The organism is Rhodococcus sp. BS-15, from assembly GCF_000813105.1.
Classification (GTDB): Bacteria; Actinomycetota; Actinomycetes; order Mycobacteriales; family Mycobacteriaceae; genus Rhodococcoides.
Window position 1 is genome coordinate 1 of record NZ_BAOX01000099.1, and the last position, 15149, is coordinate 15149.

At 64.8% G+C, this 15149-nt stretch carries 11 protein-coding genes, 1 tRNA gene and 3 pseudogenes; 8 read left to right on the plus strand and 7 right to left on the minus strand.

Going from position 1 to position 15149, the window contains the following annotated elements:
• Together RHBS_RS13325 and RHBS_RS13330 are read right to left on the minus strand one after the other, a co-directional pair.
• Positions 1-645: pseudogene (locus RHBS_RS13325) on the minus strand (copper resistance protein CopD); the annotation flags it as partial.
• Positions 646-689: 44 nt separating this feature from the next.
• Positions 690-1847, minus strand: a complete 1158-nt coding sequence (locus tag RHBS_RS13330; protein ID WP_121869437.1) for an XdhC family protein — start codon at positions 1845-1847, stop codon at positions 690-692.
• Positions 1848-1991: 144 nt separating this feature from the next.
• On the opposite strand from RHBS_RS13330, the gene RHBS_RS13335 reads away from it, so the two are divergent.
• The 3 genes from RHBS_RS13335 to RHBS_RS13345 all read left to right on the plus strand — a co-directional run bounded on the left by RHBS_RS13335 (position 1992) and on the right by RHBS_RS13345 (position 4401).
• A tRNA-Arg gene (locus tag RHBS_RS13335) sits at positions 1992-2064 on the plus strand.
• Positions 2065-2134: 70 nt separating this feature from the next.
• Positions 2135-3277 carry a N(5)-(carboxyethyl)ornithine synthase gene (locus tag RHBS_RS13340; RefSeq protein ID WP_121869436.1) on the plus strand — a complete coding sequence of 381 codons (1143 nt, stop codon included), beginning with the start codon at positions 2135-2137 and terminating at the stop codon, positions 3275-3277.
• On the plus strand, positions 3274-4401 hold the full coding sequence (locus RHBS_RS13345; RefSeq protein ID WP_121869435.1) for a class I SAM-dependent methyltransferase: 1128 nt from the start codon (positions 3274-3276) through the stop codon (positions 4399-4401). Before RHBS_RS13340 ends, RHBS_RS13345 begins: the two co-directional genes overlap by 4 nt.
• A 70-nt stretch (positions 4402-4471) precedes the next feature.
• Here RHBS_RS13345 and RHBS_RS13350 read toward each other — a convergent pair whose 3' ends face one another.
• From RHBS_RS13350 to RHBS_RS13360, 3 genes are all read right to left on the minus strand, one after another.
• Complete coding sequence (locus RHBS_RS13350; RefSeq protein ID WP_094612967.1) at positions 4472-4705, minus strand: hypothetical protein; 234 nt, start codon at positions 4703-4705, stop codon at positions 4472-4474.
• Positions 4706-4728: 23 nt separating this feature from the next.
• Positions 4729-5913 carry an acyl-CoA desaturase gene (locus tag RHBS_RS13355; protein ID WP_121869434.1) on the minus strand — a complete coding sequence of 395 codons (1185 nt, stop codon included), beginning with the start codon at positions 5911-5913 and terminating at the stop codon, positions 4729-4731.
• Positions 5914-5975: 62 nt separating this feature from the next.
• Complete coding sequence (locus RHBS_RS13360; protein WP_121869433.1) at positions 5976-7088, minus strand: ferredoxin reductase; 1113 nt, start codon at positions 7086-7088, stop codon at positions 5976-5978.
• A 171-nt stretch (positions 7089-7259) separates the two neighbouring features.
• On the opposite strand from RHBS_RS13360, the pseudogene RHBS_RS13365 reads away from it, so the two are divergent.
• Positions 7260-7909 (plus strand): annotated as a pseudogene (locus RHBS_RS13365) (TetR family transcriptional regulator).
• A 35-nt stretch (positions 7910-7944) separates the two neighbouring features.
• Entirely contained in the window at positions 7945-8763 is an 819-nt protein-coding gene (locus tag RHBS_RS13370) for an alpha/beta fold hydrolase (RefSeq protein ID WP_121872306.1), read from the plus strand.
• On the opposite strand, the gene RHBS_RS13375 is transcribed toward RHBS_RS13370, so the two are convergent.
• Entirely contained in the window at positions 8760-10082 is a 1323-nt protein-coding gene (locus tag RHBS_RS13375) for an MFS transporter (RefSeq protein ID WP_128645781.1), read from the minus strand. The two genes, RHBS_RS13370 and RHBS_RS13375, sit on opposite strands and share 4 nt — an antisense overlap.
• An 83-nt stretch (positions 10083-10165) precedes the next feature.
• Here RHBS_RS13375 and RHBS_RS13380 point away from each other — a divergent pair, with 83 nt between their 5' ends.
• From RHBS_RS13380 to cmrA, 3 genes are read left to right on the plus strand one after another with little or no spacing between them, the layout of a single operon-like run.
• Positions 10166-10693, plus strand: coding sequence for a PadR family transcriptional regulator (locus RHBS_RS13380; RefSeq protein ID WP_037193201.1), 528 nt, complete (start codon positions 10166-10168; stop codon positions 10691-10693).
• Positions 10690-12735 carry an NADPH-dependent 2,4-dienoyl-CoA reductase gene (locus RHBS_RS13385; protein WP_128645782.1) on the plus strand — a complete coding sequence of 682 codons (2046 nt, stop codon included), beginning with the start codon at positions 10690-10692 and terminating at the stop codon, positions 12733-12735. The genes RHBS_RS13380 and RHBS_RS13385 overlap by 4 nt, the downstream gene beginning before the upstream one ends.
• 23 nt (positions 12736-12758) lie before the next feature.
• Positions 12759-13562 carry a mycolate reductase gene (gene cmrA / locus RHBS_RS13390; protein WP_128645783.1) on the plus strand — a complete coding sequence of 268 codons (804 nt, stop codon included), beginning with the start codon at positions 12759-12761 and terminating at the stop codon, positions 13560-13562.
• Between the two features lie 2 nt (positions 13563-13564).
• Here cmrA and RHBS_RS13395 read toward each other — a convergent pair.
• Positions 13565-15099 (minus strand): annotated as a pseudogene (locus tag RHBS_RS13395) (helicase HerA-like domain-containing protein).
• Positions 15100-15149: the final 50 nt, after the last annotated feature.

Genomic DNA, 15149 nt, shown 5'->3' on the forward strand with positions numbered 1-15149 from the left:
GCGATCCGCCCGCCGAGGAGTGCCCGCTCAGCGCGATGGGCAGCAGCGTCGCCAGGGAGAACCCGAGCAGCGCGGGCGTCCAGGCCCATCGCAACACCGTGCGCGACGCGATAGCGAGCACAACGGCCATGATGGCCGTCCAACGCCAGGCGCTGGCGATCTCCACCTGGTCGAGTGCGATCCAGAGATTCGCGGGCTTGATGGCTTCGGCGAACGGCTGCCCCGAGGTGTCGGACAGTGTCAGCGGCACGAGGAGCAGCGCGCAGACGGCCCAGACGATCGAGGCGACCGAACCGGTGCGCACGGCGCGGTAGCCGTCGACGTCGAGCACGCCGTTCTTCTGCGGCGGCACGAGGAACGCGGCCAGCAGGAACGATCCGATGGCGATGACGGCGGCGATCTCGCCGATCGCCCGCAGGCAGGCAGACCGTAAGTCGTGGCCGGGCCCGGGTCCGGGATTCCGAGCAACACCAAGGCATCGGAGGCGGAGAGCATCACGATGAGCGCGGCAACCACACCGGCGATCACGCCGGCAGTGACGAACACCGTCGTGGTGGCCGAACGCGGATCCCCATCCGCCCGGACATCGTCCGCCTGGAGTTCAGCGGTCGAGGGTTCGGTCTTCTCGAGATCCGGTGTTGCCATACCACCAGAGTAAGAGGTGATCGGCGGTAGTCGAAACGCGAGTCCTACACAGCGTCGTACTTGGCCGTACTCACGGCTTCGGTCGCGTCGTGATGGATGCGACCGTGTCGGGCGCGCAGCGGTTCACCGGTACCGCCCCAACGGTGGGCGATGATCTCCGCTGCGATCGATACCGCTGTCTCCTGGGGCGTCCGCGCTCCGAGGTCGAGCCCGATCGGACTCGCCAGCCGAGTGAGTTCGCTCTCCGTCAGCCCCGCCGCTCGCAGTCGAGCTATGCGGTCGTCGTGGGTGCGGCGTGATCCCATCGCCCCGATGAACGCCAGGGCTGGAATGCGCAACGCCACCTCGAGCAGTGGCACGTCGAATTTCGGGTCGTGCGTCAGTACACAGACGACGGTGCGTTCGTCCACCTCACCCGCCGCGAACTGCTCGGACAGGTAATCGTGCGGCCACGCGACCACGACCTGTTCGGCGGCGGGAAACCGCTGTGGGGTCGCGAACACCGCCCGTGCGTCGCAGACGGTGACGCGGTAGCCGAGAAAGGCACCCTGCTGCGCGACCGCGGCAGCGAAATCGATGGCTCCGAACACGAGCATTCGCGGCGGCGGAGCGTGGCTCGAGACGAACACGTCCATCCCCTCGCCCCGACGCTGCCCGTCCGGTCCGTAGGTCAGGACGGCCGAACGACCTGATGCGAGAAGCCCTTTCGCGTCGTCGGCGACGGCATCGTCGGTACGCGCGCTGCCGAGCGAGCCCCTGGTGCCCGATTCTCCGACGAGAATTCTTCGGCCGAGTCGTTCCGGATCGGCGTGCGCGACCACCGTCGCCACCGCCACGGGCACGTTGCCGCGAACGTCCGCGACGAGAGCATCCAATTCGGGAAACGTGCGCCGAGAGATCCCCTGCACGAATACGTCCAGGGTTCCGCCGCAGGTGAGCCCGACGGCAAAGGCGTCGTCGTCGGATATCCCGTATCGAGTGAGTACCGGAGCACCGGACACCATCACGTCCTGCGCGAGTTCGTAGACCGCACCCTCCACACAGCCGCCCGAGACCGAGCCGGACACGGCACCGTCCGAACCGACGACCATCGACGCGCCGACGGGACGCGGCGCGGAGTCGAACGTGCGGATCACCGTGGCGACTGCAGCCACGTCGCCGGACTGCCAGATGTGCAGTACGTCGTCCAGGATGTCGTGCATCGAACCTCCTTCGGCATCGGTCGGAACGATTCCGAGGACGCCGGCTCCCCTCAGGATGCCAGCTCAACCCGTGCCTGCTTCGACGGCACGAGCGGAAAGGTACACTCGTCAACCGTGCTCGAGCGGGTCCGCCCGCACGCGCCAGCCTCCGTAGCTCAGGGGATAGAGCAAGGGCCTTCTAATCCCTTGGTCGCAGGTTCGAATCCTGCCGGGGGCACCCTCTGACCAGCACAAACGCAAGACGCTTCGGCCCGCTGTGGTTGACTTCGGGTAACGAAGGGTCATACGTGCATCAGCTCACTCTCGGAGTCCTCTCACGTTCACGCAAGCCGAACGAGCGGCGACTTCCGATTCATCCACTTCATCTCGATCGCATCGACGCCGACATCCGAGCCCGCATGTTTCTCGAATCCGGCTACGGCGAGCCGTTCGGACTGTCCGACGAGCACTTGGCCGCACAGGTGGCGGGCATTCGCACGCGTGCCGAACTCATCGCTCGGTGCGATGTGATTCTGCTGCCGAAACCGCAGGCCGAGGATCTCGCTGCGCTACGCCCCGGACAAACGCTGTGGGGTTGGCCGCACTGCGTCCAGGATCGGGCACTCACCCAGATCGCCGTCGAACGCAAGCTGACACTGATCGCGTTCGAGGCCATGAATCACTGGACGCCCGACGGCTGGTTCAATCTCCATGTGTTCCACAAGAACAACGAACTGGCCGGCTACTGCTCGGTGCTGCACGCCCTGCAATTGATCGGATCCACCGGCGACTACGGCCGAAGGTTGCGTGCCGCGGTCATCGGCTTCGGGGCCACGGCCCGCGGCGCGGTCACTGCACTGAACGCGCACGGCATCCACGACGTCGATGTCTTGACGCAACGCGGTGTCACGGCCGTGAGTTCGCCCATTCACTCGGCCAACATCGTGAATTTCGATCTCGACGACGCTGATCCCAGGCAGAGCCGAGCTCTCACGCCCGAGGGACGGGTGCCACTCTCCCAGTTCCTCGCCGACCACGACGTGATCGTCAATTGTGTTCTGCAGGACACCAATGCGCCGCTGACATTCCTGATGAACGACGATCTGCCGACTCTCGCACCGGGCACACTCGTGGTCGACGTCTCCTGCGACGAGGGAATGGGATTCGAGTGGGCCAGGCCCACCTCGTTCACCGATCCCATGTTCACCGTCGGCGACAACATCAAGTACTACGCCGTCGACCACAGCCCGTCCTATCTGTGGAACTCGGCCACCTGGGAGATCAGCGAATCATTGCTGCCGTATCTGCGAACCGTCCTCGACGGCCCCTCGGCCTGGAGCAGTGACGCCACCATCGAGCGATCGATCGAGATCAGGAACGGCGTCATCGTGAACCCCAATATCCTTGCGTTCCAACACCGCAGTGCGGAGTACCCGCACACAGCAGCATGACCGAGAACGCAGCATCGTCCATCACGTGGACCGAGGACGGTAGCGACCGGACGTCGCGCTGGCAGTCCGAGAACGGCGCTCCCCCGCCCCGTGTGGTGCGGATCGTGAACGATTCGACGACCGCCGACGTGGCGTACAAGATGGCCACGATCGGTGAGGCTCTGTTGTGGCGCGGCGATTACAACAACGCTCGGCAGCTGTTGTCGGCGATGACCCGGCGAGTACCGGCCGCCAAACACCTGCCGAATGCGTCGGGTGCGGAGCGGTTCCATCTGCACCGCCAGTACCAAGCCAGACGTGCGCGAGTGCTGGGAATGCTTCTGGTGGAACTCGATTCGGATGTCCGTCTCGATCTCGGCCGGGCACCGGACGTGCAGGCGGCCGTGACGGAAGCTCTCGGCCCGGACGCTGCGCCGTGTGTGCTCTCGTTGCGCGAACTCCTCGGCATGGTCGGTGCACACGAGTGGCACCGCAAGGGCGTCTTCGTTCCGGCGCTCGACGCCTCGATCCACCCACACTACGGAGTCTTCTCTCCTGTCCGCGGCGAGTACGTTCAGCTCGTCGCCGACGCCCCGCTGCCGGACACGGACCGAGCGTTCGACATCGGTACCGGCTCGGGCGTTCTGGCTGCGGTACTCGCCCGCCGCGGCGTGACCGCGGTGGTCGCGACCGACAAGGATCCGCGGTCGGTCGCGTGCGCACGAGCCAACATCGATGCTCTCGGGTACGCCGATCGGGTCGAGGTGGTGCAGGCCGACATCTTCCCGTCCGGGCGCGCGGGACTGATCGTGTGCAATCCACCCTGGATTCCTACGAAGCCGACATCGGGCATCGAACATGCGGTGTACGACCCCGGCTCGCGCATGCTCAAATCCTTCCTGAGCCGACTCCGCGGGCATCTGACACCTCACGGTGAGGCATGGTTGGTGGTCTCCGACCTCGCCGAGCTGCTCGAATTAGTTACTCGCGCAGACCTTCTCACCGCCATCGACGCTGCTGGCCTGGCCGTCGTCGGCCGCACCGACACCACCCCGACGCATTCTCGCGTCACCGACAGCTCCGATGTGCTGCACGAGGCACGCTCGCGCGAAACCACGTCGTTGTGGCGGCTGCGCGCACGCTGACCGCGGGTACACGAGAGCGCCGCCCGAGCAATGCTCGGGCGGCGCTCTCGTCTATCTGTCTGGTACTGCTCTACCGTTCGCGGGTCTCGAACTCGCCGTTGATCACGGTGCCCAGCGGTGCGTCACGCTCCGCCTTCTTCGCCGCCTCACGCATTTCGATTCCATCGGTGATCAGGTCACCGATCTCACGAGTGACGTCGCGGACGGCTCCGGCGATGATCACCACGATCCGGCCGACGTGCTCCGCGGCCGATTCGGTGAATTCCTGCACGGTGTCCTTGTTGCGCTCGAACTTTCCTACCAACAGGACCGCCCCCTTCGAAGTCGTCACGCTGCGCTGGTCTTCTCACGCTCGACGATAACACCGGCCGGAGCCGCCGATCCCGTGAGCGAGTTGGGCAGCGCGAGCTTGAAGATCTTGCCCCACACGGTACCGATCTGATGGAAGAAGCCGCCGGTGTTGTACGGCAGGTCGTACTTCTCGCACAGAGCCTTGACCTCGGGCGCGATCTGCGGGTACCGATGCGCAGGCAGATCGGGGAACAGGTGGTGCTCGATCTGGTGCGAGAGGTTGCCCGACATGATGTGGAACAGCGGGGTGCCCTCGATGTTGGCCGATCCCAGCATCTGACGCACGTACCACTCGCCGCGGGTCTCTTCGGCAGTCTCTTCCTGGCTGAACGTCTGGACTCCGGTCGGGAAGTGGCCACAGAAGATGATCGAGTAGGTCCACACGTTGCGGATGAGGTTCGCGGCGACGTTGCCGACCACGGTCGAGACGAAGAACGGGCCGGTCAGCGCGGGGAAGATCACGTAATCCTTGAGCGCCTGCTTGCCCGCCTTGCGCCACATGCCCTGCAGCAGCGGCTTGACGTCGTGCCACTTGCGCTTACCCGCAACGATGTTCTCGGTCTCGAGGTCGTGCAGCATCACGCCCCACTCGAAGAACGTCATCAGCAGGAACGCGTAGACCGGGTTACCGAGGTAGTACGGGTTCCACTTCTGATCCTGGTCCATACGCAGGACGCCGTAACCGATGTCGCGGTCCATGCCGACGATGTTGGTGAACGTGTGGTGCATGTAGTTGTGCGAGTGCTTCCACTGATCTGCCGGGCAGACGGTGTCCCACTCGAACACCTCGGAGTTGAGGCCGGGCTCGCGCATCCAGTCGTACTGACCGTGCATGACGTTGTGGCCGATTTCCATGTTGTCGAGAATCTTCGCCACCCCGAGGGCACCGACACCGGCCAGCCATGCAGGCGGGAGGAAGGGCAGGTACATCAATGCGCGTCCGGTGATCTCGAGGCCGCGCTGCGCCTTGATGATCTTGTAGATGTATTCGCGGTCCTCGTCGCCGAGCTTGGCGACGGTACGGGCCCGCAGGTCGTCGAGTTCGCGGCCGAGTTCCTGGACCTGTTCGTAGGTCAGCACGGTCGGCTCGTCCGGCAGGGTCTCGTTGCGGCGGAATGGCAGAACGGTGGTGGGCAGGATCGAGAGAATCGTTCCGAGCATCTGATGATCTCCAATTCGATCGGGTCGAGATGGGTCTGGGGTCGTCTGTGTTCGGGGTGGATCTAGATGTCGATGTCGACGTCGCCCACGGCAACGGACACGCACAGCTGGATCTTCTTGTCGGATTCGGTGTCGGTCTCACCGGTCTTGATGTTCTTGGTGCAGCCGGACTTCTTCACCGAGGTGCAGGTGAAGCAGATACCCATCCGGCAGCCGTTGGCCGGTGAGAGTCCTGCAACTTCGGCCTGCTCGAGCAGCGTCTCGCCGTCGTTCTCCGAGGAGACATCGCTGCCGGAGAACGTGGTGGTTCCGGTGACGTCGTCGCTGACGGTGGCGAACGAGGGCGTGAATTCCTCGAGGTGCAGCCGCTCGCTCAGGCCTGCGTCCTCGAAGAACGAGGTCACACCCTTCATCAGTCCGGGAGGTCCACACAGGAAGGTGTCGGCCTCGGCGAACCACGGGGCCACTGCGTCGAGATGTTCCTGGCCGAAGAACCCGTACAGGTCCCCGCCCGTCTTCTGCTCGGTGAACGCGAAGACGATGTTGACGTTCTCGTACTCGGCAGCGATCTTCTCGAGGTCCTTCTTGTACGCGACGTCGTTCTCGGTGAACGCGTAGTGCAGGAAGGTCAGGTCGCTGCTGTACCCCTCGTCCAGCAGCGACCTGAGCATGGACAGCACCGGCGTGATGCCGCTGCCGCCGCTGATCAGCAACGTCTTTGCCGGGCGTGGTCGAGGAAGCTCGAACGTGCCGTCCGCCTGCGACAGGCTGACCACCAGGCCGACGTACGCGTTCTTGTGCAGGTACTGCGAGACCAGGCCCTCGGGATGCGCCTTGATCGTCAGTTCGATCCGGCCGTCCTTGCGGTACTGCGAACAGGCGGGCGAGTAGCAGCGGGTGTGGCGAACCCCGTCGATGACGACGCCGACCTGAACGAATTGGCCGGCCTCGAATCCCTTCCACTGACGCGTGGGACGGATGGTGAGAGTCAACGAGTCTTCGGTGGACCGGTGTATCTCGGTCACTTCGCCGCGAAGGTCACGAACGGTCGTCATGGGGTCGACGAGTTCGAGGTACCGATCGAGCGCGTGGGGTGTGGCCATGGCCTCGAACAGGGAAAGAAGCGAGAACTTGCGCGAACCCGAGGTCCGCGACGGACGTTCTTGAAGCGTCATTCCATCCTCCTCAACCGGATCGAAACCTACGACCCATTCAGTGAACGATTGTGCACTAACATGAGTGTGGCAGAGCGACACCGGTACCTGTCAACGTTTATGTGACCGCCGTTACAGAGCAAATCGACAGTTCTGCGGGTGTCGGGGAGGAACCGGAAGGGAGATCACAGAATGCGCGCCCATAAACTGGACGTTGTGACAGAACCGGGGACCCGTGCCGAGCGCAAGGAGCGCACGCGTCAGGCATTGATCGAGGGCACCCTCGACCTGCTACGCGAGCGTTCTTTCGCCAGCGTCAGCCTGCGTGAGGTCGCCCGATCCGCCGGGATCGTCCCCACCGCGTTCTACCGACACTTCGCTCCATGGAGGACCTCGGCGTCGCTCTCGTCGAGGACAGCATGCGCATGCTGCGACAGATGCTGCGCGACGCCCGGCGCAACCCGAGCGCCAAAACGGCAACCGAGTCCTTCGGCATCCTGGTTCGCCAGGTCCGTACCCACGAGGATCAGTTCCGTTTTCTCAGTCGCGAGCGGTACGGCGGCGTCACCGAAGTGCGCCGCGCCTTCGCCACCGAGCTACGGCTGTTCGTCAGCGAGCTGACCATCGATCTCTCTCGCATGCCCGGTCTCGAGCAGTGGGACGTCTCCGATCTGGAGATGACCGCTGATCTGCTCGTCTCGACGATGCTCACTGCGGTGGTCGGTCTGTTGGAAATCGACAGACCGGGTAGTGCGAACGAGAAGGATCTGATCGAGCGCACCCAGAAGCAGATCCGCATGATCATGCTCGGGATGAGCCGATGGGAACCACGACGGGCTTGACCGTTGAAGAACGAGACGGCCGCGAAGGGAAGTTCATGACCGAGGTGAAAGTCGGCGAGTACGTGTTCGACGTTGCAATGTCGGGACCGTCGGGCGGTGTGCCGGTTGTTGCACTGCACGGCTTTCCGCAGACCAACGCGTCGTGGACCGCGGTGACTCCCGGCTTGGTCGACGCAGGTTGTCGCGTGATCGCCCCGAATCAGCGTGGCTACTCCCCCGGTGCCCGCCCGGTCGGCGTCGAGCACTACCGCATCGAACATCTCACCGGTGACATCCTCGGGCTGCTCGACGCACTCGATCTCCCGTCGGCGCATCTGGTCGGACACGACTGGGGTGCGGTGGTCGCCTGGCACCTCGCGGCCGAACATCCGGACCGCGTCCGCACTCTCACGGCGGCTTCGGTCCCGCATTCGGCCGCGTTCAACTGGGCCATCCGCGAGGATCCGGATCAGCAGGAGCGGTCGACGTACTTCGGTCTGCTCCGAGAACCGGAGAAGGCCGAGCGAGTGCTGATCGAGAACGACGCCCAGCGGCTGCGCGCGATGTTCGGGGCGGAGAGCCTCGATGACGAATACGTTCGGCACCTCACCGTCCCCGGGGCGCTGACGGCCGCATCGAGTTGGTACGCCGCGATGACCAGGGAGTTCGCACACCTTCCTCCGGTGACCGTTCCCACCACCTACGTCTGGAGCAATGGCGACACCGCCATCGGTCGAGCGGGAGCAGAGCGCTGCGGCGAATTCGTCGACGCCCCGTACCGATTTCTCGAACTGGACGGCATCTCGCACTGGATCCCGGAGGAAGCGCCCGAGGAACTGACAGCCGAGATCCTGGCCCGTATCGACTGCGTCTAGACCCGCTCGGGAGCCCGCACCTTCAGCAGCGCCAGCAGTCCGGCAGCGAGGACGATGATCAGCCCGGCGATACCTGCGCGGTCGGCGTCGAACATCCACACGAACAGACCGAACAGAGACGGCGCGAGGAACGACGCGGCGCGTCCCGTCGTTGCGTACAGGCCGAAGAACTGACCTTCTCGTCCCGGCGGAGCCAGCCGGGCCAGGAAAGTGCGCGCAGACGACTGCGCCGGTCCGACGAACAGGCACAGGATCAGTCCGAAGATCCAGAACATCGTCGGTCCCGAGACGAACAGCAGAACGGTCCCGGCGGCGATCATGCAGGTGAGGGAGAAGACGATGACCTTCTTCGGACCGATTCTGTCGTCGAACCGTCCGGCGACGATGGCTCCGAGACCGGCGATGACGTTGGCAGCGACGCCGAACAGCAGAACGTCGCCTGCACCGATGCCGTAGACGCTGACGGCGAGCACGGCTCCGAAGGTGAAGACGCCCGCCAGTCCGTCCCGGAACAATGCACTGGCGATCAAGTAGTAGACGGCGCGGCGGTCTGCGCTCCACAGCTCACGGACATCGCGAAACAGAACTCGGTACGAGGCTGCGAAGCCGGCTTCGGCTGCCTTAGGATCGGCGACGGCTCGCGGCACCTCGGGAACGGCGAACATCACCGGGATGGCCGAGACGGCGAACCACACGGCAGCCAGTAGAGCGACGAGCCGGATGTTCAGTCCGCCGTCGGTGCTCAGACCGAGGGCCCCGCGGGTGTCGCCGTCGCCGGCGATGAATCCGACGTAGCACAGGAGCAGCAGTACGATTCCGCCGAAATAGCCCATGGACCAACCGAACCCGGATACTCGGCCGATGTTCGCCGGAGTGGAGACCTGCCGCAGCATCGAGTTGTACGGGATGCTCGCCAGCTCGAACATGATGGATCCGAGACCGAGCAGCAGCAGGCCCAGCCACAGATAGTGGTAGTCGTCCCGAACGAAGAACAGGCCGGCCATGGCGACGACCGTCAGCGCGGTCAACACCCCGAGCAACCACTTGCGTTTGCCGCGTGCGTCGAAATACTGCCCGCACACCGGCGCGAGGAGCGCGATGACGACGCTGGACAACGCAATCGTCCAGCTGAACCAGGTGGTGGCCGAGATCGAACCGGGCAGGTCGTCGCCGACGGCGTCGGTGAGATACACCGAGAACACGAACGTGAGAACAACGGCGTTGAACGCGGCCGAGCCCCAGTCCCAGAACCCCCAGGCGGTGAACTGCTTACGCGTTGTGGCGACTCCGACGACAGCGGCCTCCGGCTGGGTTCCCATGGTTGCCAACACTAGACCGCCACGGCCGCGGGTTGAGATGCACCTAGTTGCATAAGCACCGTGTTGCATACATACTCTCGGGTGTGGCTTTGGAACACGCGATTCTGGTTTCCCTCACCGAGCTCAGTGGCTCGGGATACGAGCTCGCCCGCCGCTTCGACAAGTCCATCGGATTCTTCTGGAGCGCAACGCACCAACAGATTTACCGGACGCTGACGCGAATGGACGGGGCCGGATGGATCACCGGCGAGGCAGTCGCGCAGGACGGCCGGCCGGACAAGAAGGTCTACTCCGTCAGCGCTGCAGGCCGGGCCGAGCTCGATCGCTGGATTGCCGCCCCGACCGATCCCTCCCAGCTTCGTGAGGAACTCGCCGTCAAGATCCGCGGTGCCGCCAACGGTGACATCGATGCTCTCAAGGTCGAAGTCGCCCGCCATCGCGATGTACATGCCACCCGCCTCGACGTCTATCGACTGATCGAGAAGCAGGATTTTCCGGCCCCCGCTGCCCTCACCGGCACCGCGTTGCATCAATACCTGGTGCTGCGCGGCGGAATTCGCGTCGAAGAAGGATTCACCGAGTGGTGCACCGAGGTATTGGAGAAGCTGTGAAGACCGAGCAGACCGCTGGCCCGTATCCGATTCTGTTGTCGCCGTTGGATGTCGGCGCGACCACGCTGAAGAACCGCGTGATCATGGGATCGATTCACACCGGCCTCGAAGATCGCGCCCGCGACACCGGTCGCCTGGCGGCCTATTTCGCCGAGCGCGCCCGCGGCGGAGTCGCACTCATCATCACCGGAGGCTATGCCCCCAATCGCACCGGTTGGCTGTTGCCGTTCGGAGCCAAGCTGACCAATCGGATCGAAGCCCATCGGCATCGCCGGATCACTGCTGCCGTCCATTCCGAGGGTGGCAAGATCGCGCTGCAGATCCTCCATGCCGGGCGCTACTCGTACCAACCGTTCAGTGTGTCGGCATCCTCGATCAAGGCCCCCATCAACCCCTTTCGGCCCAGGCGACTCACCTCGAGGGGCGTCCGCTGGCAGATCCGCAACTTCGTACGCTGTGCCCGGCTGGCTCGGAGTGCGGGGTACGACGGCGTCGAGATCATGGGCGGTGAGGGATACTTCATCAACCAGTTCCTCTCCGAGCGCACCAACAAGCGACGCGACGAATGGGGCGGTTCGGCGGAGAACCGTCGGCGGATGGCCGTGGAGATCGTGCGGCAGACCAGGGCAGCTGTCGGCCCCGACTTCCTCATCGTGTTCCGGCTGTCGATGGCCGACCTCGTGGAGGAAGGCCAGAGCTGGAACGACATCGTCGCGCTGGCGCAGGACGTCGAAGCAGCGGGTGCGAACATCATCAACACCGACATCGGCTGGCACGAGTCACGAGTGCCGACCATCGTCACCTCCGTCCCGCGGGCTGCATTTGCGGACATCACCGGCAAGCTCGAGAAGCACGTGGCCATCCCCGTCGCCGCGTCCAATCGCATCAACATGCCCGAGATCGCCGAGAACATCCTCGCCCGCGGCGACGCGCAGTTGATTGCGATGGCCAGGCCTATGCTGGCCGATCCGTTCTGGGTCGAGAAGGCCGCCACGGATTCGGCCGACCTGATCAACACCTGCATCGCCTGCAATCAGGCCTGCCTGGACCACGCCTTCGTGCACAAGAAGGTCTCGTGCCTGGTCAACCCGCGTGCCGGACGTGAGATCGACCTGCAGCTGTTGCCGACGAAGAAGACCAAGAAGGTGGCCGTCGTCGGAGCCGGACCTGCGGGCCTGGCCGCTGCACTCAATCTCGCGCAGCGCGGACACGCCGTCAGCCTGTTCGAGGCCAGGAACGAGATCGGCGGGCAGTTCGGAATTGCGCGACTCATTCCCGGTAAGGAGGAGTTCGCCGAAACGATCCGGTACTTCTCGAGCGCACTCCGTAGCGCAGACGTCGCCGTTCATTTGGACACCCGAGTCACCGCCGCCGAACTTCTCGCAGGCGAGTTCGACGAGGTGGTGCTCGCCACCGGCGTCACCCCCCGAATTCCCCGGATCCCCGGCATCGAGCATCCGTCGGTGCTGTCGTACGCAGAACTGGTGCGCGACGGCAGGCCCGTCGGCGATCGGGTCGCGGTCATCGGTGCCGGCGGTATCGGTATCGACATCTCCGAGTTCCTCACCACCGACGCCTCCCCCACGTTGGATCTGAAGGAATGGAAGCAGGAGTGGGGCGTCACCGAGCCCGAGGCCGCCCCGGGGGCGTTGACGACTCCGGTTCCCGCACCGTCTCCGCGTGAGGTGTATCTGCTGCAACGCAAGCCGGGACGCATCGGCGCAGGGCTGGCGAAAACGACCGGCTGGGTCCATCGCGCTGCACTGAAGGCCAAAGGTGTGCATCAGCTTTCGGGCGTCAACTACGAGAAGATCGACGACGCAGGGCTGCACATCTCCTTCGGCGACAAGCACGAACGTGCGCGCGTTCTCGAAGTCGACACCATCGTGATCTGCGCGGGCCAGGAGTCGGTGCGCGACCTGGTCGACGAACTGAAGGCCGCGGGCACCACCACGCACATCATCGGCGGTGCAGACGTCGCAGCGGAGCTCGACGCCAAGAGGGCCATCGAGCAAGGCACCCGGCTCGCGGCCACGATCTGATCTGTCCGCTAGCCTGTCTCACCGTGAGCCTGCCCAAGCCCAGCCCAGATGCCCGCGCCGTCGTCACCGGAGCCTCCTCCGGAATCGGTGAAGCCCTGGCCACCGAACTCGCCGCCCGCGGACATTCACTGATCGTGGTGGCCCGACGCGGCGAGCTGCTCGAGGCGCTCGCTGCCAAGCTGACGGCCGAGCACGGCGTTGCCGTCGAGGTGCGTCAGTCGGATCTGTCGAATCGTCAGCAGCGACAGGAACTGGTCACCGAGCTGTCCGAGCGCGAGATCTCGATCCTGTGCAACAACGCAGGTATTGCAACGTTCGGGCCGTTGGCCGGTCTCGATCCCGCCTACGAGCGCGACCAGGTCGAGCTCAATGCCGTTGCGGTACACGACCTCACGTTGGCGGTCATGCCCGGCATGATCGGCCGAGGAGCAGGCGGCATCCTCATCACCGGCTCGGCGGCAGGCAATATGGCCATCCCCAACAACACGACCTACGCCGCGACCAAGGCCTTCGTCAATACGTTCTCCGAATCGCTTCGCGGTGAGCTCGCGGGCACCGGTGTCAACGTCACCCTCCTCGCTCCCGGCCCTGTCCGCACCGAGACACCCGATCCCGCCGAGGCCTCGATCGTCGACAGGATGGTTCCCGACTTTCTGTGGATCGACAGCGCCTACACCGCGAAACTGTCCCTCGACGGCCTCGAGAAGAACAAGATGCGCGTCGTACCGGGACTGCTCAGCAAGGGCATGTCTGCGGCCGGGCAGTACAGCCCGCGCAGCATCTCCGCACCGATCATCGGCAGCTTCTACAAGAAACTCGGCAACTGATCTCAGCGCCGACGGCGGCGTCCGGTACCGAAGATGCTGCGCGAAATTTCTCGCCCGGCAGCCGAGGCGGCCGAGCGTAGAAAGCTCTTGACCGCAGGGTTGCCCATGATGCGCTCGGCGGCCGACGGGCCTTCCGGCTCGCTCGGGGGTAGATCCGGCAGATCCGCAGGCAGGGGCGGGATGTCGAACTTCTCGGCCGGAGCGGGCACGTCGGCCACGCGAGCGTTCATCCGCTCGTAGGCCGACTCCCGATCGACCGTCTCCCGGTACTTCGCGGACAGTGTGCTCGACGACGCGGCCGCCGCGATGGCGTCGTTGCCGATGGTATCCATCAACGAACGCGGCGGGCGAATCTTGGTCCAGGCCACGGGCGTCGGGGCACCCTGCTCCGAGAGCACCGTCACGATGGCCTCGCCGATACCCAACGACGTCAGTGCCTTCTCGAGGTCGTAGGCGTCGGTCTTGGGGTACGTACGCACCGTCTTGTTCAACGCCTTCTGATCATCGGGCGTGAAGGCGCGCAGAGCGTGCTGAATCCGCGCCCCCAACTGTGAGAGAACATCGTTGGGGACGTCGGTGGGCAGCTGCGTGCAGAAGAAGACACCGACGCCCTTGGATCGGATGAGCTTGACGGTCTGCTCCACCTGCTGCAGGAACGCCTTCGACGCATCGGCGAAGAGCAGGTGCGCCTCGTCGAAGATGAAGACGAGCTTTGGCTTGTCGATATCGCCCACCTCGGGCAGCGTCTGGAACAGATCGGCCAGCACCCACATCAGGAAGGTGGAGAACATCACCGGCCGCGTAGCCTGCGCCCCGAGCTCGAACAGCGTGACGATGCCTCGGCCGTCCGGCCCGACGCGCAGCAGGTCCTCGGTCTCGAGCTCGGGCTCGCCGAAGAAGGTGTCGCCACCGTCGGCTTCGAGGTTGACCAGTGCGCGCAGAATGACGCCTGCGGTGGCCGAGGAGACGCCGCCGATGCCTTTCAGGTCGGCCTTGCCCTCGTCACTGGTGAGGTGCATGATCACCGACCGCAGGTCCTTGAGATCGAGCAGGGCGAGCCCCTGAGAATCAGCCCAGTGGAAGATCAAGCCGAGGGTGGATTCCTGAGTGTTGTTCAGCCCCAACACTTTGCTCAGCAGAATCGGTCCGAACGCAGTAATGGTGGCGCGGACCGGTACTCCGATTCCTTCGGTGCCGAGGGAGAGAAACTCCACCGGATGGCCGGCCGGAGCCCAGTCCGCAATACCGGTGTCCGCAGCGCGGCTGCGAATCTTCTCGTTGTCCTCACCGGGCCTCGACAGGCCCGACAGGTCGCCTTTGACGTCGGCCATGACCACGGGAACGCCTGCGGCGCAGAGCTGTTCGGCAATGCCTGGAGCGTCTTCGTCTTTCCGGTTCCGGTGGCCCCGGCCACGAGACCGTGTCTGTTCAACGTGGCCAACGGAATTCGGATACGGGCGGACGGATCGGTGACGCCGTCCAGCACCACGGTTCCCAATTCCAAAGCGGCGCCCTCCGACGCGTATCCGGCGGCGATCTCGGCGGCTTTGCCGGTCGATGCCTGCGGCTGCCCCTGTTCCGCAGCCA